General features: G+C 64.1%; 22 protein-coding genes. 13 read left to right on the top strand and 9 right to left on the bottom strand.

What is annotated here, in order from left to right:
* The first annotated feature begins 36 nt into the window (after positions 1-36).
* Positions 37-1,296, top strand: a complete 1,260-nt coding sequence (locus ACQ66M_RS05305; protein ID WP_430402369.1) for an APC family permease — start codon at positions 37-39, stop codon at positions 1,294-1,296.
* 39 nt (positions 1,297-1,335) lie between these two features.
* Here ACQ66M_RS05305 and ACQ66M_RS05300 read toward each other — a convergent pair whose 3' ends face one another.
* Positions 1,336-1,947 carry a TetR/AcrR family transcriptional regulator gene (locus ACQ66M_RS05300; protein WP_350174790.1) on the bottom strand — a complete coding sequence of 204 codons (612 nt, stop codon included), beginning with the start codon at positions 1,945-1,947 and terminating at the stop codon, positions 1,336-1,338.
* A gap of 285 nt (positions 1,948-2,232) precedes the next feature.
* Between ACQ66M_RS05300 and ACQ66M_RS05295 the strand changes: the two genes are divergently transcribed.
* The 7 genes from ACQ66M_RS05295 (at position 2,233) to ACQ66M_RS05265 (ending at position 8,687) form a co-directional block, all read left to right on the top strand.
* Complete coding sequence (locus ACQ66M_RS05295) at positions 2,233-3,090, top strand: sterol desaturase family protein (RefSeq protein WP_430402367.1); 858 nt, start codon at positions 2,233-2,235, stop codon at positions 3,088-3,090.
* A gap of 115 nt (positions 3,091-3,205) precedes the next feature.
* Positions 3,206-3,697 (top strand): GNAT family N-acetyltransferase, encoded by a 492-nt coding sequence (locus tag ACQ66M_RS05290; RefSeq protein ID WP_430402365.1) that lies wholly within the window; start codon positions 3,206-3,208, stop codon positions 3,695-3,697.
* 19 nt (positions 3,698-3,716) lie between these two features.
* Entirely contained in the window at positions 3,717-4,196 is a 480-nt protein-coding gene (locus tag ACQ66M_RS05285; protein ID WP_430402363.1) for a DUF2946 family protein, read from the top strand.
* A gap of 67 nt (positions 4,197-4,263) precedes the next feature.
* The gene (locus ACQ66M_RS05280; protein ID WP_430402361.1) at positions 4,264-6,357 is read left to right on the top strand and encodes a TonB-dependent receptor; all 2,094 of its coding nucleotides are present in this window, start codon (positions 4,264-4,266) and stop codon (positions 6,355-6,357) included.
* A 169-nt stretch (positions 6,358-6,526) separates the two neighbouring features.
* Positions 6,527-7,456: a LysR family transcriptional regulator gene (locus tag ACQ66M_RS05275; RefSeq protein ID WP_430402359.1), complete on the top strand. Its 930-nt coding sequence runs from the start codon at positions 6,527-6,529 to the stop codon at positions 7,454-7,456.
* Between the two features lie 280 nt (positions 7,457-7,736).
* On the top strand, positions 7,737-8,264 hold the full coding sequence (locus ACQ66M_RS05270) for a VOC family protein (protein WP_430402357.1): 528 nt from the start codon (positions 7,737-7,739) through the stop codon (positions 8,262-8,264).
* 12 nt (positions 8,265-8,276) lie between these two features.
* The gene (locus ACQ66M_RS05265) at positions 8,277-8,687 is read left to right on the top strand and encodes a hypothetical protein (RefSeq protein WP_350174670.1); all 411 of its coding nucleotides are present in this window, start codon (positions 8,277-8,279) and stop codon (positions 8,685-8,687) included.
* A gap of 205 nt (positions 8,688-8,892) precedes the next feature.
* On the opposite strand, the gene ACQ66M_RS05260 is transcribed toward ACQ66M_RS05265, so the two are convergent.
* From ACQ66M_RS05260 to ACQ66M_RS05245, 4 genes are read right to left on the bottom strand one after another with little or no spacing between them, the layout of a single operon-like run.
* The gene (locus ACQ66M_RS05260; RefSeq protein ID WP_430402355.1) at positions 8,893-10,932 is read right to left on the bottom strand and encodes a hypothetical protein; all 2,040 of its coding nucleotides are present in this window, start codon (positions 10,930-10,932) and stop codon (positions 8,893-8,895) included.
* Positions 10,929-13,781, bottom strand: a complete 2,853-nt coding sequence (locus ACQ66M_RS05255; RefSeq protein ID WP_430402353.1) for a DUF4159 domain-containing protein — start codon at positions 13,779-13,781, stop codon at positions 10,929-10,931. The genes ACQ66M_RS05260 and ACQ66M_RS05255 overlap by 4 nt, the downstream gene beginning before the upstream one ends.
* The gene (locus ACQ66M_RS05250; protein WP_350174664.1) at positions 13,778-14,644 is read right to left on the bottom strand and encodes a DUF58 domain-containing protein; all 867 of its coding nucleotides are present in this window, start codon (positions 14,642-14,644) and stop codon (positions 13,778-13,780) included. Before ACQ66M_RS05250 ends, ACQ66M_RS05255 begins: the two co-directional genes overlap by 4 nt.
* A 10-nt stretch (positions 14,645-14,654) precedes the next feature.
* Positions 14,655-15,653 (bottom strand): AAA family ATPase, encoded by a 999-nt coding sequence (locus ACQ66M_RS05245; RefSeq protein WP_350174662.1) that lies wholly within the window; start codon positions 15,651-15,653, stop codon positions 14,655-14,657.
* A gap of 60 nt (positions 15,654-15,713) precedes the next feature.
* Here ACQ66M_RS05245 and ACQ66M_RS05240 point away from each other — a divergent pair, with 60 nt between their 5' ends.
* Genes ACQ66M_RS05240 through ACQ66M_RS05225 form a run of 4 tightly spaced genes read left to right on the top strand, consistent with a single transcriptional unit; the run spans position 15,714 to position 18,634 of the window.
* Positions 15,714-16,316: a DUF1285 domain-containing protein gene (locus tag ACQ66M_RS05240; protein ID WP_350174660.1), complete on the top strand. Its 603-nt coding sequence runs from the start codon at positions 15,714-15,716 to the stop codon at positions 16,314-16,316.
* Between the two features lie 5 nt (positions 16,317-16,321).
* On the top strand, positions 16,322-16,948 hold the full coding sequence (locus tag ACQ66M_RS05235) for a CoA pyrophosphatase (protein ID WP_350174658.1): 627 nt from the start codon (positions 16,322-16,324) through the stop codon (positions 16,946-16,948).
* Positions 16,949-17,007: 59 nt separating this feature from the next.
* Complete coding sequence (locus ACQ66M_RS05230; protein WP_350174656.1) at positions 17,008-17,424, top strand: DUF6111 family protein; 417 nt, start codon at positions 17,008-17,010, stop codon at positions 17,422-17,424.
* Entirely contained in the window at positions 17,411-18,634 is a 1,224-nt protein-coding gene (locus ACQ66M_RS05225) for a CCA tRNA nucleotidyltransferase (protein ID WP_430402351.1), read from the top strand. Before ACQ66M_RS05230 ends, ACQ66M_RS05225 begins: the two co-directional genes overlap by 14 nt.
* Here the strand turns inward: ACQ66M_RS05225 and ACQ66M_RS05220 are convergent.
* From ACQ66M_RS05220 to ACQ66M_RS05210, 3 genes are all read right to left on the bottom strand, one after another.
* Complete coding sequence (locus tag ACQ66M_RS05220) at positions 18,618-19,115, bottom strand: TspO/MBR family protein (RefSeq protein ID WP_430402349.1); 498 nt, start codon at positions 19,113-19,115, stop codon at positions 18,618-18,620. The two genes, ACQ66M_RS05225 and ACQ66M_RS05220, sit on opposite strands and share 17 nt — an antisense overlap.
* 96 nt (positions 19,116-19,211) lie before the next feature.
* A complete protein-coding gene (locus ACQ66M_RS05215) occupies positions 19,212-19,412 on the bottom strand; it encodes a helix-turn-helix domain-containing protein (RefSeq protein WP_350174650.1) in 201 nt (66 codons plus the stop codon).
* Complete coding sequence (locus ACQ66M_RS05210) at positions 19,412-19,960, bottom strand: DUF2975 domain-containing protein (RefSeq protein ID WP_430402347.1); 549 nt, start codon at positions 19,958-19,960, stop codon at positions 19,412-19,414. The genes ACQ66M_RS05215 and ACQ66M_RS05210 overlap by 1 nt, the downstream gene beginning before the upstream one ends.
* Before the next feature lie 96 nt (positions 19,961-20,056).
* On the opposite strand from ACQ66M_RS05210, the gene ACQ66M_RS05205 reads away from it, so the two are divergent.
* A complete protein-coding gene (locus ACQ66M_RS05205) occupies positions 20,057-20,611 on the top strand; it encodes a hypothetical protein (RefSeq protein WP_430402346.1) in 555 nt (184 codons plus the stop codon).
* Between the two features lie 4 nt (positions 20,612-20,615).
* On the opposite strand, the gene hemF is transcribed toward ACQ66M_RS05205, so the two are convergent.
* Positions 20,616-21,500 carry an oxygen-dependent coproporphyrinogen oxidase gene (gene hemF, locus ACQ66M_RS05200; RefSeq protein WP_430402344.1) on the bottom strand — a complete coding sequence of 295 codons (885 nt, stop codon included), beginning with the start codon at positions 21,498-21,500 and terminating at the stop codon, positions 20,616-20,618.
* Positions 21,501-21,613: the final 113 nt, after the last annotated feature.

Here is a 21,613-nt window from a genome sequence, read left to right as displayed (position 1 = left end):
GGCGATGCGTTGGTGAAGACCGGAGCGGGGCCACAGATGGATCGCAGCGTGGGTCTGCGCGGCGCTGTCCTTCTCGGACTTGGCTCCATTCTGGGCACGGGCGTCTTTGTCAGTCTCGGTCTCGCGGTCGGCGTGAGCGGTACCTGGGCAGTGCCGGCCCTCTGCCTGGCTGCGCTGCTTGCCGGGTTGAACGCCCTGTCGAGCGCGCAGCTGGCCGCCAACCATCCTGTCAGCGGCGGGACCTATGCTTATGGCTATCGCTATCTCAGCCCGGAGTTCGGGTTCGGTGCCGGGCTCGCTTTCCTGCTCGCCAAATCGGCCAGCGCTGCGGCTGCGGCCATCGGGCTTGCGGGATATTTGCTGGCAGGCCTCGGCATCGGGCCGGCGCTCACCAGCTTTGTCGCCAGCATCACGGTCCTTGCGATGACCGCGCTGGTCGTGCTCGGTCTGCGCCGGGCGAACCCGGTCAATGCCGTGCTGGTCTCGGTCACACTGGGCGTCCTCACCCTGCTCGCCATCATGGCCCTTGCGGCGCCCGCCGGGCCGCAGGATCCGGCGCCTGCCGCACTGTTTGCACCAGCAGACTTTCTCGAAGCCGCCGCGCTGCTCTTTGTCGCCTTCACCGGGTATGGGCGCATCGCGACCCTCGGTGAGGAAGTTCGCGCGCCGCGCCGTACTATTCCCCGCGCCATCATCCTGACACTGATCATATCCACCTGTCTCTATCTTGCTATTCTTCTTGGCGGCCTCCACGTGCTCGGCCCGGCGCAGTTTGCCGGTGCTACGGCCAGCACCGCCGCGCCGCTGCAGGCCGTTGCCGGACGTCTCGATGCCCCCTGGCTTGGTCCGCTTGTTGTCGTCGCGGCGGTCACTGCCATGGCGGGTGTGCTGCTGAACCTGATCCTCGGCCTGTCACGTGTCGTGCTGTCGATGGGACGGGAGGGGGACCTGCCCGCCCGCTTCGGCCAGCTTGACCGAGCCGGCCAGCCGCTGGCCGCCACCCTTTGCGTGGGGGCGGTCGTCGCCCTGATCGCCGCTCTTGGCGGACTGGCGCTGGTGTGGAGCTTCAGCGCGTTCAGCGTGCTGCTTTATTATGCAGTTACCAACCTCGCTGCCCTGCGCCTCAGCCGGGCCGAACGGCTCTACCCGCCCATTGTTCCGGCGCTGGGCCTCCTCGGCTGCCTCGGGCTCGCCATCTGGCTGCCACCGGTCGTGATCGGCCCTGGCCTGGCCATTCTGGGTCTGAGCCTGGGGGTGCGCCGCTTACTCAAGGCGAACCGGCCCCCTCGGCCATAGCCGAGACACTTCTTTCACGGCCTCATCCGGCGAGGCGTTTCAGACACCCAGAAACATCATCTTCACCTGAATGCGAAACAGCACGATCTGCCGTGAAAGGAGCTTCGGATCATCCAGCACGCGTGAAAGGATGATCCCGCCTTCGACAATCCCGGACAGCATGTCGGCGAGATCTTCAAGGTCGACATCGACTTTCGGCGGATACGCCTCAGCAATCTCCAGCAATATGTCGTGGAATCTTGCACGCCAGCTCATCACCCCCTCTGCATTGAGGCGGCGCACCTCGTCATTGAACTGCTTGTCGTGATAGGCCACCGTCGCCACCATGCAGCCGGGATGTGCCTCTTCCATTGCGCCCATCATCTCGGCAAACATTTTCAGACCAATTAGAAACGCGTGCAGCGGGTCCTCACTGAGTTCACGTGCGCGCACGAAGATCGAATCCAGAACCGCATCGTCGTTTGCGATATACCGGAGGATCAATGCCTTCGCGAGTTCGGTCTTGTCCCGGAAGTGATAGAAGAAGCCGCTTTTGGTTATGTCGGCCGCAGCAATGATCTCGTCGATCGACGTATTGGAGAAGCCCTTTTGCAGCACGCTCGACTCGGCAATCTCCAGCAGGCGTTCGCGGGTCTTCTCGCCCTTGCTCATGCTGGCACCTTTCGTCTCGTTCAACATGAGATGACTAGCCTCCTTCAGGCATGACCGTTGAGCCCGGCAACTGTACCGGCGGTTTGGTTTTCGCCGCTTCACCCTCGCGATGTCAAACCCCGCCAGACGCCAGCGCTGCCGCAAGTCTTGGTTTTCATTAGTATAATGCCGAATTTGGGAAAACCGCACCGCGCGCTTTCTAGTTAATGCAGGCCCAAAAGCGGACATTGCCCGATCGGGAGGACGGTTCTCCCGCTTTTGTTTTCTTCCCGAAAGGAGGCCAGAATGTTTGGCTTTGTTGACTATTTCATCTTCTCCGTGTTCGGCGGGCTGGTCGTGCTCGACCTCGTCGCACCGGCCCGCGCATTTCCCTCAATCCGCCAGTGGCGGCTGAAGGGTTTTCTGTCGGCCATCCTCTATTATGTTGTGGCGAGCTATTCGCCCTTCCTGTGGGATGCGTGGCTCGGCCAGTACCAGCTGTTCGACGGGTCCGCATTGCCGTTCTGGGTCGCCGGCCCACTGGCACTGCTGACGTACCAGTTGGGTATCTATGCCTGGCACCGCACGATGCACGCCGTGCCAGTGCTGTGGCGTGTCTTCCACCAGACACATCACAGCGCCGAGCGTGTCGACATCTGGGGCGCGCTTTACTTCCACCCGCTGGATGTCGTGGGTTTTGCTTTCGTTGGCAGTCTCGCCCTGACCTTGTTGCTGGGTGTCTCACCGGAAGCGGTCCTGTTCGCCGTCCTGGTCAGTTCCTTCTGCGGCATGTTCCAGCATGCCAACCTGAAGACCCCGCAATGGCTCGGCTACATCATCACGCGACCGGAAAGCCACGCGGTCCATCACCAGCGCGGCGTCCACCGCTACAATTATGGTGACATTCCGATCTGGGACATGATCTTCGGCACGTTCCGCAATCCGAAGACATGGGACGCAGAAGCAGGGTTCTATGACGGTGCATCCGCCCGGATATGGGAAGCGCTGGCTTTCAGGAAGATCGATACGCCCGCGTCCGCTACCATGCCGGTCAAGGCTGCCGACGCCCGCAGCCTCGCCGAGCAGGTTGTCCTGCTCGTCTATATGGCGGGTCTCAGCATCCCGGTCCTCGGCCTCGGCCTGGCCATTGCCCCAGTGGTGTAGGCCGGATGGCTCCATGCTCTCCCACTGCCCCGGCGCCGTCATCTGCGCCGGGGCATTTTTAGGCCCTGAAACCTTCACTTGAACTTGTCGGCGATGCGCCCTAGACGCGCTCGCCATGCTCCAGATCATCCCTGAAACCCCTGCCATCCATGCCGACGCCATCGAAGCCCTCTTCGATGCCACGTTCGGCCCCGGCCACTTTGCCAAGACCGCAGAGCGCCTGCGCGAGTATTCGGGCTCGCTGCCGGAGATCAGCCGCGTGGCCGTGCTGGATGGTGAGGTGATCGGCGTCTGCCGCGTCTGGCCGCTGCGTGTCGGGCCGGCGCGCCACAAGGCCCTGTTCTACGGTCCCGTCGCCGTGGCGCCATCCCATCGCGGCGGGCGGCTCGGCCTCACGGTGACAGGCGAGGCTATCGAGGCTGGCAAGGCCGCCGGCTGGCCCGCCGCGATTCTGATCGGTGCGCCGGCCTATTTCGGAGAGATCGGCTTCACCGTCACGCCGAAACACCAGCTCACCTTTCCCGGCCCACAGGATCCAGCCCGCGTCATGGTACGCGACCTTGCCGGTGATGCACGCGCACTGTCAGGCCTCGTGACGGCGGCATAGACGCCGGATAGTATGCCGCATGGGCATCAGGCAGGCTGGCCGCTATCGAGCGGGCATGTTGAGAGGCCTTCTTCTTCCGGGCGCGGCCATGCGATGGTGCATCATCATTGCGATGTGTCTGCTGATGATCACGCGCGGCCTTGTGCCGACCGGCTACATGCTGGATCGCTCACCTGAGGCCGACGGTATCCTGATCCGCATCTGTGGCGGGTTTGGCGAGCGCATGATGTCGCTTGATCCCCATACCGGAAAAATGTCCCGCATTGATGCCGATGCCCCCGCTGCTCCGGCAGGGCCGCACGATGATGACCGTAATGCGACGGGCGATACATGTCCGTATGCGGCAACTTCCGTTTTCGCCCTGCCTTTGTCGCCAGAGGCCTTCCTTGCGGCTGCTTTCGGTCCGCCGCTTCTGGGCGGCCTGCCGGTCGTCAACACCGTTTCCAGCTGGCGTGCCCATGCGCCGCTCCCGCCAAGGGGCCCGCCCGTCCGCACCTGATTGAACCCCGCTTCCAAACGCAATCAGACACAGGTCCGGAACGATCCGGGCCGAACGGATACTTATCATGAAATCACAATTGTTTTGCGGCGCAGGGCTGATGGCCCTGTCCGTCCTTTCGCCTGCAGCGTACGCCCGGACGTCCGAACCTGCCTTGCAGGATGTCATCACCGTTACAGGGTCGCGCCAGCAAGTGGCCACCGAGCTGGCGGTCACACCCGATAGCGGGCCGCTGCAGGGCGGCGACATCACCTATCTCGCCGCGCGGACACCGGGGGGCGCCCGCATCGCCAATGGCGAACTGTCGGGCCAGATGGCCTATCGCGGCCTGTTCGGCGAACGACTCAACCTTCGCGTCGATGGCCAGCGCTTCGCCTCCGGCGGACCAAACCTTATGGACCCGGTCTTCCATTATGCACCGGCGCCGCTGGTGGCCGCGCTGGTGATCGACCGCGGCGTTAGTCCCGTCTCGGAAGGTCCAGGCCTTGCGGGCGGCGCAGATGCCGTTTTCAAGCGCATTGACTATGCCGCGGGTGACGCTGCCCGGTTCGGGCATGACCTCACCTTCGGCGCACGCAGCATCAATGACAGCGTCTCGGCAGGCGGCGTCATCGGGGCGGCGAATGACACATGGCGGTTCAGCCTGCTGGGCGCTTATGAAGAGGGCGATGATACCGGTTATGGCGATGGCACGATTGGTGGGACGGCGTTTGAGCGCAGTGTCTATGGCCTTTCCACAGGTGTGAAGACGCCGTTCGGCGACTTCGGCCTTGACCTGCGACGGCAGAATACCGGTCCGTCCGGTAACCCGCCTTTCCCGATGGATATCCAGTATTTCGATACCGATTTCGCACGGCTCACCTATGCCGCGCAGATCGGGGCGGCCGCGCTTGAGGCATCCGTCCACTATACCGACGTTGCGCACCTGATGGACAATTACAGCCTGCGGCCCTCGCCGGGCATGATGGCAGAGCGGGCCTCCCATGCCGATGCAACGACACGCGGGGCCGACATCGCGCTCGCCTTCGCGCAGGCTGGCGGCGAACTGAAAATCGGCCTCGATACGGAGGAGTCCGATCATGATGTCATGATTATCAATCCGAACAATGCGGGCTTTGTTGTCACGCCGTTCCCGGACATCACCCTGCGCCGCACGGGCGTTTTTGCCGAATGGACCGGTCCGGTGGGGCCCTTCCAGTCCGAAATCGGCGTTCGGATCGACCGGAATGACTATGAGGCCGGAGAGGCGTCAGTTGGCCCGGCCCTGCCTATGGGGCCGCGCATGCTGGCCAATGCCTTCAATGCGGCTGCGACCGATGGCGACGAAACGACCGCGGACGCTGTGGCCCGGTTCTGGACACCGGCGGAGAAAGGTCTTTCATGGCGTGTGACGCTGGCGCGCAAGCAGACAATGCCCGGCTATATTCAGCGCTATGGCTGGCTTCCGATCAATGCCAGCGGCGGGCTGGCCGATGGCAACATCTATGTCGGTAATCTCGCTCTTGATCCGGAGACGGCCTGGCTGGCGGAGGCGGGCGTCGATTTTGCCACCGCGCGCGCCTATGTGCGGCCCACGCTGTTTGTGCGTCAGATCGAGGATTATATCCAGGGCGTCGCTTACGATGCGACGCCGGGTGTGGCGGATTCGCCGGTTGAAATGATCGCCGCCATGAGCGGTGATCCGACCCCGCTGAGATGGGCCAATGTCGATGCACGTCTTTACGGGTTCGACCTTGATGCCGGTTATGATTTTCCCGGTCCGCTTCGGGTCGACGGCGTGTTCAGCTTTGTGCGCGGCGAGCGGCGCGACTTCGACGACCATCTCTACCGGATCGCCCCGCCCAACCTGACGGCGGGGGTCACCTGGGAAGAAAGAGACTGGTCGGCAACCCTTGAAATGCGCGCGGTTGCCGAACAGGCCGATGTCTCCGTCACCAACAGCGAAGCGGAAACGCCTGGCCATGTCGTGCTGAACCTCTTCGGTACATGGGAGATGGCCGAGGGCGTGCGTGTGGCCGCCGGGGTTGAGAACCTGCTCGATCAGGTCTACCGCGATCACCTGTCGGGCTATAATCGCAACGCCGACAGCGATGTTGCCCTCGGTACGCGGGTGCCGGGAGCGGGGCGCGGCGTCTTTGTCCGCCTGTCGCTGACGCACTAGAAGCTTGGGAGGCCCGGCACGGGGCCGGGCCGCCCAAGTCGCTGTACTTTGGCCGGACATGACGCGAGCCGCGCGGTCAACGCTCGCCTGCTGCGCGAGCGTCCTTTGCCCTGACCGTTCAGGCGCTTAAGCACGTCGCGAAGCCGCCTCACAGATTGAAAAACCTGCCATGACAGACCTGCGCCTGATCCATCATTTCGAGGTCGTCTACCGCCTGCTCAGCTTTTCCAAGGCGGCAGAGGAATTGCGCCTGACCCATTCGGCCGTCACGCGCAGCATCAAGTCGCTGGAAGACGCCTGGGGTACCCAGCTTTTCTACCGCACCACACGGTCGGTCGAGCCCACCGAGGCAGGCGCCCGTCTCTATCCGATGGCGGTCGAGCTGCTCGCCTTCTCCGAGACCGTGCAGCGCGAAACCGTTTCGGGCGACCGGGAACTCAAGCTGATCGGCGGGCCGATCGCGCTCGACATGCTGCTGCCCTCCGGCATCGTCGCGTATCGCGACGCGGCGCCCGCGATCCATGTCTTTGCCGATGTCATGCCACCTTTTATCGCGATCGAGGAACTGGTGCAGCGCCGCACCCACATGGTCATTTTCAATATGAGCACGCTGGAGGCCATGCCTCATGCCAGCCGCCTGCGCTTCCGGGAAATCCTGTCGGATGACTTCGTCATGGTCTGCCGCCCCGGCCATCCCATCCTGACCGGTCCGCTAAGCCTTGACCGGCTGCTGGAATATCCCTGGACCTTTCCCGGCTATATTCATTTTCTTGATGGCCGCCTGCCAGACGGCTGGCCCGAGAAAATGCAGGCTGCCGGAGCGCCGCAATACACGCTTTACACGCCCACCGCCTCGATGGAGCTGTCGATCATCTCCGACGTGCTCACCATCACGCCCCTCACGCTGGCTGCGGCAAACCTGGAATCCGGCCGTCTGGCATGCCGCTACATTCCGGGCATCCCGAAATACCGTATTGGTGTCGGCATCCGCCGCGAGACCGAACGCGAGCCCAATATCGCAAAGTTCATCGACAGCCTCACTCGCGCCGCGCGCACGCTCGAGAGCCACAATGCCGAACGGCTCAAGCGCCTGCTCTAGGCCGACGCCGCCTCTTTATTTGTGACTCAGGCGCACACATATGCCAGTATTACTCAATTGTAATCACGAGTGTGTGACTTTACTCAACTGGCTGTCTTTGTGATGCGGGCGTCCCCCACCCAGTTCCGCGTTGCAGTCCACAAGACAGCCGTTGCCAGGTGGTGTTATCCCCGCCGCCTGGCAACACACTCCTTCCGCCCATATCGCCCCGCGCGCATTGCCGCCCGGCGAGATGACGCTTACCGTCCGGTCAGGCCATCAAGAGGGGAGGGCATCGCCCATGAGCCGCATATTCGGAAAGGTCTGCCAGAACGGCTATGTCGTGCGCGACATCGAGGCCGCGATGGACCACTGGATCAACGTCATGGGCGTCGGCCCCTGGTTCTATATCGAGGACGTCAAGACAGACTGGTTCCACTACCGCGGCGCGCCATCAGACGTGAAATTGTCCATCGCCCTCGCCAATTCCGGAGACCTCCAGATCGAGCTGATAAAGCCGCGCAATGACGCCCCTTCGATGTACAGGGAATTCCTCGATGCCGGCCATGAGGGCCTCCAGCACATGTCCTACTGGACCGAGGACTATCAGGCCCTCTACGACAAGGCGTTAGGCCTCGGCTATCGCGTCGGCCATGAGGGCTGCATCGGCGGCGAGCAGGGCCGCTTCGCCTATTTCGATACCGAGGCCCATCCGGGCACCGTGATCGAGATCTCCGACATTTCCGGCACCAAGGGCCGCACCTTCGCCCATATCCGCAAGGTTGCGGAAGGTTGGGACGGCACAGACGCCATCCGCGTGATCAAATAGGGGGCGCACAGCATGAAGCCCCTGGTACTTCTCGCCTTCGCCTTCGCCGTTGCCGCGTGCAGCGGCGGCAGGAACGAGACGGTGACCTTCAGCTGTGAAGCAAAGACCGATGCCACGTCCGGCACTGTCCGCCGCGTCGACTTCCTTTTCGAAGACCGTTTCCTCTTTGTCCGGAATGATGCAGGTGGGGCCGACAATGTCTGCAGCCAGACAGGCACCACCCTCTGCGAAATCAGCCTGACCGAGGAAAGCCTGACCCTGCGCCAGGAAATCGAGACGCCCTGGTGCGGCTGGCGCCAGATGGCCCGCACCACGCTCGACATTGACCGCCGCACAGGCGTCTTCCAGTTCATGCAGGAAGGCTGCGACCCCGACACGGACCTCCGCCTGATCGGCCTCTGCGAAATGAGCGCGCCAGAGTGACCGCGTGTCACGCGGGCGAAGGCGAACCCTGAGAGATAGGTTGCCCCGATGCGCAAAGCGCATCGGGGAGTTAATCCCCTGTCGCTTCGTCCGGGAATCAACATCGCTCCGTGCCAGATGCAATCATGGTGAGGTCCGGAGTTCGGCCCCAGACCGCTACGCGGCCGGGGGTGACGCTGGTGGACAGACCGTCTCAAAGGAAACCTCAGCGCCCCTCGCGCCGCCAGGCGAGGATCAAAAGTACCACCAGAAGGCCCGCTACCAGCAGGCCCGGCAGGAGGGGCTGGCTGGTGGACGAGCGCACCGCATAGGCGCCGCGTTCGCGCAGGCCCAGCCAGCCTGAGCCGGCCGCCGCGCCGCGCGCGCCGACGCGGCGAATATCCGGCAGGTTCGTGCCCGCCTCATTCAGGCGGAAAACGCCGCCGCCGGTTTCCTTCGCCAGCGGAGAGAGAATGTCGGTGGAGGATTGCAGGTCGGCATATTCCTTGGGATTGGCCGGTCCATTCAGGGCGACGGCTTCCAGCCCACCGGATTCGGCGCGGTAGAGACCCAGCTGGTCAATCGGGGCCTCGGCGCTGAAAATGCCTGGCGCCTTCTGCGTCCAGACCGGCTCGATGATGCGGCCCTCCGGCGTTTCAAGCTGTAGCGGCGGGGCGGTGTCCAGCAGGGTACGCAGTTCCATTTTCGCCGTGTCGCCTTCGGCCATCAGGCTCAGGCGGCGCTCTTCCAGTTCCGGCTCCTTCATCATCCAGTGGACAACCCGCCGGATCAGTTCGGAAAACGGCCCGCCGCCATCATGGCCGCGTGCCCATAGCCAGATCTGGTCTGACATCAGCATGCCGACCCGGCCCTTATCCACCCGGTCCACAATCAGCAGCGGCTTGCCGTCCGGCCCGCTCATCAGCACATCGCCCGCCGGGGCGGTCGCCTCGATATAGCGCATCCAGCCGCCCCATGTCTGGCCTTCCAGCGGCGCGGTGACGGCGTGGCGCTGGCCCGATTCGGTCAGCGCGGGAACGAATTCGCCGGTGCGGATCGTGCCCGTTGGCGAGGCTGGCAGGACAGAGGCCAGCGGTGACCGCGCCAGGCTGCCGGGGCCAGCGAACGGCTCGCCCGCTGCAATGAACAGCGCCCCGCCATCGGCCACATAGCGCGCCATATTGGCCAGGTAGCTCTGGGTGATGACGCCCCGGCGTTCATACTGGTCGAAGATGATCAGGTCGAAATCCTTCAGCTTCTCTTCAAACAATTCCTCGGTCGGAAAGGCGATCAGCGCCAGCTCTTCCGGCGGCGTGTAATCGGTTTTGTAGGGCGGGCGCAGGATAGTGAAGTGGACAAGGTCAACCGACGGATCGGACTTCAACAGGTCGCGCCACACCCGGCCGGCCTGGTTCGGCTTGCCGGTCACCAGCAGCACCCTCAGACGGTCGCGTACGCCGGCCAGCGTTGCCGCCGTCCGGTTGTTGGCCAGGGTCAGTTCCTCGCGCCCGGGCCCGACCTCGACCACGATGACATTCTCACCGCGCCGCTCGATCTCGATGGGCAGCGGCGTATTCTCGCCCGCTTTGATCCGCACGCGCTCAGCCGGCCCGCCATTCAGCGATACGCCGACCTCGATCTCGCCGCCGTCCGGATCGTCCACCCGCACGACAAGGCTGGCCGTCTCGCCAACAATGCCGAAATTCGGCGCATCAACGATCTGGACCCGCCGGTCGCCCCGGTCAGGGTCGCCCACGACCAGCCCGTGCACGGGACCAATCGCATTCTCGCGTGCCGCGCCTGCGGGCAGGTCATGGACCTGGCCATCGGTCACGAGGATCGCGCCCGCAATCCGGTCGCGCGGCACATCCGCCATCAGACCTTCCAGCGCGCCATAAAGATGTGTTCCGTCATCGTGCGGATCGGACTCCAGCACGCGCACTTCCAGCGACGGGTCGGCCTCCAGCTGGGTGCGCAAGGCGCCGAACGCCGCGCTGGCCGCGTTCGCGCGATCACCGAACTGCATGCTCTCCGACCGATCGAGTATGATCGCTGCGACCGAGGGAAGGGGCTCGCGCTCTTCTTCCACGAGCGACGGGTTCGACAAGGCGGCTGCGAGCAGCGTCAGGCCGAGTCCGCGCGTCAGGGCCGCCCGGCCCCGCAGGAAAACATAGGCCAGCCAGGCCAGCGCGGCGACGGCCACGACCAGCCACAGGACTGGCCAGCCAAGGAAGGGATCAAACCCGATACGGGTGGCTTCAATCATTGCGGCCCTCCCTCGGGCAGCCGGTCCGGCAGGCGCGGGTCTTCCGCTTCATCGCCATTGCCCAGCCGCTCCAGCAGGGCCGGCAGGTGGACCTGGTCGTCCTTGTAATTGCCGGTCAGCACATACATCACGAGGTTCACGCCAAAGCGGCGCGCCATTTCGCGCTGCTGCGGCCCGCCATCGACGGAGTAGAGGTCACGCCCGCGCTCATCCACGGCCCAGGCCGATATCCAGTCTGCGTCGCCAATGAAAAGCCGCGAAACGCCGTCGCCCCTCGGGGCGTTCGGCCCCCCGGTCCGTTCAATCCACATGCGCCGGTTGGCAAACCGGCCGGGATAGTCATCAAGCAGGTAGAAGCTGCGGGCGAGGACATGATTGGCAGGCGTGGGCTGCAGCGGTGGCGCGTCGAGGCCTTCAAGCAGGGTCTCAAGGGGGGCGACATCAGTATCCGTGCCAATCGTTCCGCCTGCGCGGGTGTCAATCACCAGCGCGCCGCCGGACCGCAGGTAGGCATTGAGGCGGCTGATGGCTGTCTCCGACAGGGCAGGGGCAGTTTCGGGCACGCTGAAATAGATCAGGGGATAAAGCTCCAGCGCGTCCGTTTCGAGGTTGAGCGCGTCAGGTTCGGCAGGCTCGACAGAGGTCCGCAGGTTGAGCACGGATGACAGCCCTGACAGGCCCGCCCGCGTCCGCGTGTTGAGGGCCCGGTCAGCGGTTTCGACATAGCCAAGCCGCATGGTCAGCGCCGCGTCGATCTCTTTCTGTGTCGTGTTCCCCGTCCGCGCCATGGGCACGACCTGCGGCGCGGTTGAGACGCGGCGGAACGTGCCGTCGGGCATCTGCTCGTACCGATAGGTCTGGGCCTCGGCCGGTGATGGCAGGCCAAGGCCGAGCGTGCAGAGCAGCAGCAGGGCTGCAGCGCTTTTCGTCCGGCGGCCAAGGCGGGGCAGGAAGCCCGCGACAAAGAGGGCGATGAACAGGTCAATTGCCAGCAGGATGGCGGCCAGCGACAGGAGCGGCCCGGCAAGGCGCAGCGAACGGGCCTCGGCATCGCCCAGCAATCGCGCTGCAGGTGGCCAGCTTTCGATCAGCGAGGGCCGGGCGCCTGCGCCCGTGTTCAGCGCGCGGGTTCCTGATGGGCCCTGATAAAGGCCCGGCGGGTGGGCTTCGGATGGCTTGACCGTGTCGAAATCGGCTGCCTTCAGCGGCGCCGCATTGGCCCCCGCAGAGGCGAGGCGGCCATAACCGTCGAGGACCAGTTGAGGTGAATAGGCGCCCTCGGCATCATTTACGGATTCGCCGCGCCCTGCCGCAATCGACCGGCGCAGCATCTGTTCGAATGTTCCCGAATAAGGCAGGTCCGACCAGTCCGGCCCGGCCGTGATGTGGAACAGGATGAGCGTTCCGCTGCCGCGCGCGTCTGCTGTCACAAGCGGGCTGCCATCGGCAAGCCGCGCCCAGGTCTTGCGCGCAAGGTCCGGCGCAGGCTTGGCGAGAACCTGTTGCCGGATGCGAACGTCCGGCGGAATGGAAAGACCGTCAAACGGGGATGTCTCAGGAAACCGCGCCATCGCCTGCGGCTCGTCCCACGCCAGAGCCCCGCCAAGCGCCCGCGATGACCGGCGCAGCGCCACAGGCAGGAGGTCATCGCCCTGCGCGGCAAGGTGCGGCCCGGCAAAGCGGATCAGCGCGCCGCCCTGCTCGACCCATTCTGCCAGCCGCGTCGCGTCATCCGGCTGGATCTGTCCGATATCGGTCAGGATGACTGCATCGGGCGAGGTCGAAACCAGCGCTTCGATATTCCCTTCGGTGATCGAGGCGAAGGGCTCAAGTGCCTTGCGGACATAATGCATGTCGGAAAGTAGCGGCTGCGCCACCGAGCCCGTATCCACCAGCCCGACCCGGCGTGAGCGATTGGTCGAATCCCAGAGCCAGACCGTGCCTGCGCCCTGGCGGCCCGTTGCCGTGAAGCGTGCGATCCGAGACAGGGCAGCGGCGGGGATGGAAAAGCTCGCAATCGTTTCACGTTCGCCGTCAATGAACACGGCTTCGGCTGTCGCGAGCGCCGAGCCATCCAGGGTCAGGGCGGAGACGAAGCTGCGCTCATCGCCGCGCGGCTGGACCCGGCGCAGCGTCACCGAGACGGAATCGGTTTGCGATGCGATGGACGTGATCGCGGCCGGCCCATTGGGCGGTGCAGCATAGACCGACAGGGGCGCGATGGCGGAAAGCGCGGCGGCAAAGGCGCGCCCGCCTGCATCCTCGATCCCGTCGCTTGCCCAGAAGATGCGCGCCGGCTTGAGGCCAGATGCCTTCAGGCGCGCCAGCGCCTCGGTCCGGTCCGTGCTCCAGGCTTGCGGGCGCAGCGAGGACAGCCGCTTGGCCATGTCCGTGCGTGACAGGCGCGTGGCCGGATCGACATTCAGTGTCTGCGGCGCCGTCAGCAGCAAGTGCGTTGCCGCGTCGCGTCCGCCTGTGTCGAGTGTTGCGGTGGCGGAATCGATCAGCTCGCTCCAGCGCGGCGCAGACGGCCAGCCATTGTCGACCACGACCAGCAGCGCGCCGCCCGCATCGGGCGCCTCATTGCGGGCGCCGGGCGCATAGACAGGTTGCGACAGGCCTGCGATGGCAGCGGCAGCGGCCAGAGTGCGGATCAGCCAGACCCACCAGGGCGTGCGGGCCGGGGTTTCTTCCTTCGGTTCGACACCCTCAAGCAGGCGCAGCGAGGGCAGCTCCACATCCCTGGGCGCGGGCGGCGTCGCGCGTAGCACCCACCAGATGATCGGCAGCGAGATGAGCGCCAGCAGCGCCATTGGCGCGCCGAACAGGAACGGGCCGAGTGCGGTCATCCGCGCGCCCCGAAACTCTCAAGCGCCATTTTCAGGCGGGCCGCGCCGTGCAGGCTGGGAGTTGCGGTCGTGTGAGTCACGAGTCGCCAGCCGATCTGGGTGGCGAGTTTCAGCAGGGCGTCGCGCTGTTCAGCAAACCTGCGTTGGTAATCCTCGCGCAGGGTTTCGGCGCGCCCGAGGATGCGCTCGCCCAAGTCGCCGGGCCGGTGCAGTTTCACACGGCCCTGGAACGGGAAGTCAAGTTCGATCGGGGCGGCGACCGCCAGCAGCACGCCTTCCGGGCACCTCGCGGCGAGGGGTTTGAGGCGCGCCTGCCACTCAGTGATCGGATCATAGAAGTCAGAGGCGATGACCAGCGTCGCCGAGCTGCGCGGTGGCGGCGGGAAGGGGTGGCCTGCCCCATTGGAGATGTCCTCGGCAAGGCGGTCAACCGCGCGCTTGCCAAAGCTGGGCGTGCGGCCGGCGCCGAGGGCGCCAATGCGCTCGCCATCCTTCGACATCATCAGGCCGAGCGCCAGCATCAGGAGGCGTGCTTCATCGGCCTTGGTGCGGATGTCGCCCTCGCCCTTCCAGTTGAAGCCCGGATGCGGATCGCACCAGAACAGCACCGTTCGCGCGGTTTCCAGTTCGGTCTCGCGCACGAACAGGTCGCTGCCCTTGGCGGAGCGGCGCCAGTCGACCCGGTCGGCGGCGTCTTCCTGTGTATGGCGGCGGTATTGCCAGAACTGTTCGCCCGTGCCCGCGCGGCGGCGCCCGGCGCTGCCGATATGGGCGGCTTCAGAGGCTTCGGCCTTGAAGTTCAGGTTCGGCAGCTGGCGGGCCAGCGCCTCGGCTTCAGCGCGGAGATCGGAGGAGGGAGTCATTCCAGGAAATTCACGCCACCTTCCGCGCGAGGTCGTTGATCAGGTCGGTGAGGCTTGGCGCTTCGCCGGTCGGGTCGTAGCGCATGGACATGCGGTGGCCGAGGGCGGGTTCGGCGAGGGCTTCCACGTCTTCAATCGATGGCGCGAGGCGTCCGCGCAAGAGCGCGCGGGACCGGGCGGCCAGCATCAGCGCCTGTCCGGCGCGTGGGGAGGGGCCCCAGTCGACGAGGCGCTGCACGCGGGCGTCGCTCGTCTGTTCGGGGCGCGCCTCGCGGATCAGGCTCAGGATGGCCGCAACAATCTTCTCGCCCACCGGCATGCGGCGCACGAGGGCCTGGATCGCCATGAGCTGGGCGGCATCGAGCGCCGGGCGGACAGTACCTTCGGCCCCGCCTGTGGTCTCGATCAGGATACGGCGTTCGGTGTCGAGGTCCGGATAGGCGACATCGACTTTCAGCAGGAAACGGTCGAGCTGGGCTTCGGGCAGAGGATAGGTGCCTTCCTGTTCGATCGGGTTCTGGGTGGCCAGCACGTGGAAGGGGGCCGGCAGGTCGTGGCGCACGCCGGCAACCGTGACATGGCGCTCCTGCATGGCCTGCAGCAGCGCAGACTGGGTGCGCGGGCTCGCACGGTTGATCTCGTCGGCCATCAGGAGCTGGGTGAAGATCGGGCCCTTGAGGAAGCGGAACGTGCGCTGCCCGGCCACGCTCTCGTCCATCACTTCAGAGCCGAGAATGTCGGACGGCATCAGGTCTGGCGTAAACTGGATGCGCTGATTGGACAGGCCAAGCGCGGTTCCCATCGCCTCAACGAGGCGCGTCTTGGCGAGGCCTGGCGCGCCGATCAGCAGGGCGTGACCGCCTGCGAGTACAGCTGCCAGTGCCAGTTCGATGACGCGTTCCTGCCCGAAGACAGCCTTGCCGATTTCAGCCTTGACCTGGCGCAGGGTCTCGGTCGCCGCCTCGGCCTCGGCAACGATGTCATTCGTATCTACTGCAGTATCGGCCATATTAATGAGCGCCTCCGGCTTCACGTATCTGGTAAACAAACCTATGTCTAAGGCCTCATCATGGCGGAGCGCGACGTGAAATCCAGTCCCGGCAACACATTGACCCTCGAGGAGACGCTTAAGGCCATTATGCCGGATGGCAAGCTGTCGGGGAAACTGCCGCCTGTGGATTCGTGGAATCCGCAGAAATGTGGCGATATTGATATGGTGATACGCCGCGATGGCAGCTGGTGGCACGAGGGCGGACGGATGAACCGCGAGCGCATGGTCAAGTTGTTTTCGCGCATCCTGCGCAAGGATGAGGACGGGCTGACCTATCTCGTGACACCCTATGAAAAGCTCGCAATCGAGATCGACGATGCGCCTTTCATTGCGGTGCGCGTCGACCGGGCCGGGGAGCCGGGGCCGGAACAGGCGCTCGCCTTCCTCACCAATGTCGGCGACGTTGCGGTCGCGGGGCCTGACCTGCCGCTGCGCGTTGAAACCGACAGCGAGACCGGCGAACCGGCGCCCTATGTGCGCGTGCGGGGCCGTCTCGAGGCGAAACTCGCCCGGCCTGTCTTCTACGAACTTGCCGGCATGGCGATTGCCAATCCGGATGGCTCCGATACGCTGGGCGTCTGGAGCCAGGGCATCTTCTTTCCCATCGGTCCGGCCGCCTGATCCGCATGGCATACACAAATCTCGACGATTTCCTGACACGCGCGGCTGCGCGGCTCGACCCGCCAGTCGGCGCGATGAATCTGCAGGAATCCGGCGACATGGACTTCCTCACCCCGGATGAGGTTGCGATCATTCGCCCGGCCGCCGTGCTGATCGGGGTGATCCCCCGCAGGGAAGGGGCCACCGCATTGCTCACCGTCCGTCCGACAACCATGTCCACCCATGCCGGTCAGGTTGCCTTCCCGGGTGGCAAGGTGGACCCGATTGACGTGGATGAAGTGGCCGCCGCCCTGCGCGAGGCCGAGGAAGAGGTCGGCATCGCGCCCTCAGATGTCGACGTGATCGGCAAGGGCGCGCCCTATGTGACCGGCACGCGCTTTCGCATCACGCCGGTTCTGGGCGTGCTGCCGGCTGACTTCGTCGCCGTACCGGACCCGACTGAAGTCGCGGACGTGTTCGAAACGCCGCTGGACTTCCTGATGAACACAGCCAACCATCAGATGAACCAGGCGATCTATAAGGGACAGAATCGCAAGTTTTACGAGATGCCGCATAATGGCTATCGGATATGGGGCGTAACGGCGGGGATTATCCGGCGGCTGTACCAGACCCTCTATGACGGCGGAGATTAGGGTTTGGTTTGGCGCGATAAGGGGCCTATCTAAACATATACCTGAATCGGAGGGGACTTTTGGCTGGCAGACTCGTTTTTGAGCTCTTTATCTTCTCGATCCCGTTTCTCGTGTTCGGGCTCTACGTGTTGGTCACGACCAATGCGGAGGAGGAAGGGCGGCGCAAATGGCCGATCCAGATCCTGTTCCTCATTGGCCTGACGCTGGCAACGATCGTCTGGTTCGCCCTGATCCTGTTTGAAAAGAAGGAGCGCGATGTCTGCCATGAACCGGCCCGGTTCGAGAATGGCGTGATCATCCCTGCGCGCGACTATCCCTGCGAGCAGAACGTGCGTGATGTTGGCGTGCCATTGAGCCGGGATCCGGGGTTGGTGCCACAGGGTGCCGATGGCCCGGGCGAGGGGCGCGACACGTCAGACATCCGGGCGCGTTCTCCTGATACCGAGGCGCCAGACAGCCCCGATGACCCCGATTGAACGCATTGCACCGCCCTGGCTGGGCCATCCCGGCACGCAGGCCGTCATGGCTGCGCTTGAAGCAGCACGTCCTGCGGGATCCCGTTTTGTCGGCGGCTGCGTGCGCAACGTGTTTCGCGGCACGATGCAAAGTGACGACGATATCGACATTGCGACCCAGTTGGAGCCACCGGCAGTGATCGCAGCGCTTGAGGCTGCCGGTATTCGCGCCCTTCCTACGGGTATTGACCATGGCACGATCACCGCCATTCACGGTCATCGCCCCTTCGAAATCACGACGCTGAGGCGCGATGTCGAGACAGATGGGCGCCGGGCGGTTGTGGCGTTTACGCAGAACTGGGCAGAAGATGCCGCCAGGCGCGACTTCCGCCTGAATGCGCTCTACGCCGATGCCGATGGCCATGTGGCCGAGCCGATTGCCGGAAGCCTCGCGGATGCCAGGTCCGGCCGCGTCATCTTCATAGGGGATGCCGACGAACGTCTGCGCGAGGATTACCTGCGCATCCTGCGCTTCTTCCGTTTCAACGCCTGGTATGGCGAAGCCATTGACGGGCCGGGCCTTGAGGCGTGTGCGCGCCAGAAATCAGGGCTCCAGAAAATTGCGGCTGAGCGCATCTGGAAGGAGTTGAAAAAGCTGCTCGCGGCGCCGGATCCGTCCTCCGCAGTACTGGCCATGGAGGAAAGCGGCGTGCTGGAGGAAATCCTGCCCGGCGCCCATGCCGATGGCGTGGTTGCGCTGTGCGAGGCAGAGCGGCAGGCGGGGCTACCGGCCGACGCGATGCAGCGGGTGATGGCCATGCTGCCGCGCCGCGGGCGCGAAATGGACGCGGTCGCCCTTCGTCTCAGACTGTCGAATGAGGAGTCCCGCCGCCTGTCTGCCTGGGCCAGCGCCGGTATGGACCATGTTCAGGGCCTCGCGCCCCGAGACCTGCATGCGGCGATCCATGCTTACGGGCATGAGGCCGTGACCGACCGGGCTGTGCTCGAAGCCGCCCAGACCGAGCAGCTTGGCGACCTTGCCGCGCGGCTGGACGCCATAGCAGGCTGGCCGCGCCCCGCCTTTCCGATTGGCGGGGACGATGCGCTGGCCGCCGGCCTTGCCGGGCCGGATGTGGGCAGGGCGCTGCGGGCGGCCGAGGCGGCGTGGATCGACAGCGATTTCACGCTGGGGCGCGACGCGCTCCTCGCCCTGCTCAGGCCTCAGCGTTGACGCCCCACGTGGCCGCCGTGAGGTAGGCTGCAAACATCAGCCAGCCGAGATAGGGAAGCTGTATAAGCGCCGCCGTGCGCGAATAGCGGTCGAACTCACGCACGAGCGCAAAGGCGAGAATCAACACGACCGTCATCACGCCGAAAGCCAGCCCGGCGTCCGCGAGACCGAAAAAGGCGAGATTCCAGATCATCCCGCCCGCCAGCAGTGTGAAATATAGACCAAGGGCGCTGCTCGCGTCCCGGAAACTCCCCGTTGCCTTGGCGACGCGCAATGCCCCCGCCACGACTGCAATTAGCGCTACAGGCCAGGCATATACGACCACCTCGCCCGGCGGCGCCAAAGGCGGCTTGACGAGACCCGAATACCATTCGCGGGCGGCCTCATTGGCCAGCAAAAACCCCAGCACGCTGACCACGGCCGCACTGATCACGATCAGCACGGCACTCATCCACGGCATGGGATATCTGCGAACCACCATGAAGCGAGTGTAAACCGATACAGACGATCCGTCATCGCAGTTCATTGAAGTTACGGGGTTTTCTGCCTCATCTGCCTACCTCTGCAGCAGGCGCAGTTATTCCCGGTCCAGAATGTCTCCGGGTTTGCAGTCCAGAACGGCGCAAATCTTGTCCAGGGTATCGAACCGCACGCCTTTCACATGCCCTTGGCGCAGCATGGAGAGGTTCTGCTCTGAAATGCCGATTTCAGCGGCAAGTTCCTTTGACTTCATCTTGCGCATGGCAAGCATCACATCGAGGCGGACAATGATGGCCATCAGATGAACTGGTTGTTTTCGCGGGCGATGTCTACCGCCTGCGTCAGGATCTGGCCAATCACCAGAATAGCCGCTCCGATGATGAGCAGGATGATCTCCGACATGTCGATGGAGATGGTAAGCGATCGCAACCCGTCATCATTATCCAGCGTCAGGGCGAGGACGATCAGCGTGGGCATCACGAGCCTGATGGCAGCGAACAGGAAGATCATCAGGCCGAAGAACCGGACCGCGCGCACGGCGGGAACCGAAAAGGCGGCCCCTTTCTGGAACACTGCAAAGACCCGCACGGCACCGAGTACGATCAGCAGCAAGCTGAAATAGCCAATCGATGCCAGCCCGTGCAACAGCCACGTCTTGCCCCGCGAATACGTCACCGCCTCGCGCACATTATCCTGCAGGCCGTTCCAGGCTGCTTCGACGATCAGGGTTGAGGCATCGGTGGCAACGAAGATGACCGCGATCACGCCTGCAATGACGATGGCCAGCCATTTCAGGATGCGGCAGATCAGTCGGGTGCTGTCCGGCAGCAGGTTTTGGGGCTCCATGATTCATCCTTGTCATTCAAAAATTCATGTTTTAAATGAATTTATTATCGATAGAAAGGTATGCTTATGTTCGCGAATTGTGCAAGGAGATTTGTCTTGTCACTTTCGGGCCTCCTCCTGACGGCCTGTTTGAGTGTGCCGGTGACGAGCATGCCGCGGCTGGCGGGGCTCGACCCTGTGACGATGGATGCGGTGGGCGTGGAAGTCGCTGTGCGGGCACCTGATGATTATGACCTGCCCGAGGACGGGGCCATACTGGTCCTGTCTGTCTGGCGGGAGGATGGAGACGAGGGGCGCGAGGAACGTTTCGAACTGGTTCCGGTGTCCGGCGCGCCATCAGAATTCCTGCAAGACAGGAACAAGCAGGGGTTCACGATCCACCGGCTGCATGTCGATCGGGCAGATGCGCCCCGCATGGGAGACTTCAGGGCGTATATGCTCAGCCTGAAGGAGTTGCCGGGGCAAAAAGGCCTGTCGATGAACGTCACGACGCGGCCCTGCCTGAAAGCAGGTGCCAACCCGTTCAAGGATCCGCGTGTCGAGATCTATCTGCGCCCGACACAGGACGAGGATTATTTTACCCTGATCAAGGAACGGAAAGTCCCGATCACTTGGCCGAATGGCGAGGCGCGTTACTGCGTCGCCAGCTGATTCCCTAAGGCCATTTCACGACGGGTGGCATGCTCGACAGGATGCTGGTCACATTGCCGCCTGTCTTCAGGCCGAAGGTCGTGCCCCGGTCGTAGAGCAGGTTGAATTCGACGTACCGTCCGCGCTGGACCAGCTGTTCCTCGCGCTCCGCATCGCTCCAGGGCCGCTTCATGCGACGGGCAACCAGTTGTGGATAGATGCCTGCGAACCGCCTGCCGACTTCCTGGGTGAATGCGAAATCGCCGTCCCAGTCGCCAGTATTGAAGCGGTCATAGAAAATCCCGCCAGTGCCACGCGGTTCATTGCGGTGGGGCAGGTGGAAATAGGTATCGCATGTATCGCGCATGGCTGTGAAATCAGCGCCGGCATGCAAATCGCACGCGGCCTTCATTGCAGCATGGAAATCCACCGAATCCTCGAAGGCCGGGTCGCGCTGGTAGGCGAGCAGGGGATTGAGGTCTCCGCCGCCGCCAAACCAGCTGTCGCTGGTTACCAGCATGCGCGTATTCATGTGCGCTGCGGGCACGTGCGGATTGCGTGGATGGGCGATCAGGCTGATGCCGCTGGCCCAGAAGTGCCCGCCTGACTGGTCTGCGCCGGGAATCTGCGCTGCGAACGCCTCTGAAAACGTCCCGTGTACGAGGGAAAAGTGCACGCCGACCTTCTCGAACACCTTGCCCCGCATCAGGCCCATGCGTCCGCCGCCGAGGTCTTCCGATCCGTCGCCGCGTCGCCACTCAGTCAGCTCGAACCGCCCGGCCCCGCCCTTGTACAGGGGCGGACCGGCCGCATCTTCGAGCGCCTCGAAGCGGCGGCAAATGTCTTCCTGCAGCGATTTGAACCAGGCGCTGGCGCGCGCTTTGCGGGCATTCAGGTATTCATCTGTCATGCGCCTTTTGATGCGCTGTCCGGCCTCCTGCGACAAGCGCGCTGTTGTCACAGGCCACAAGTCAGGATAACGCGCGTCATTAAGTGTTTTACCGGGGCCTCCCGTGTCGCCTT

It is taken from the genome of Hyphomonas sp., assembly GCF_965284475.1.
Lineage (GTDB): Bacteria > Pseudomonadota > Alphaproteobacteria > Caulobacterales > Hyphomonadaceae > Hyphomonas.
Note: the sequence above shows the minus strand (reverse complement) of the source record. Positions and strands in the feature narration are given on the sequence as shown.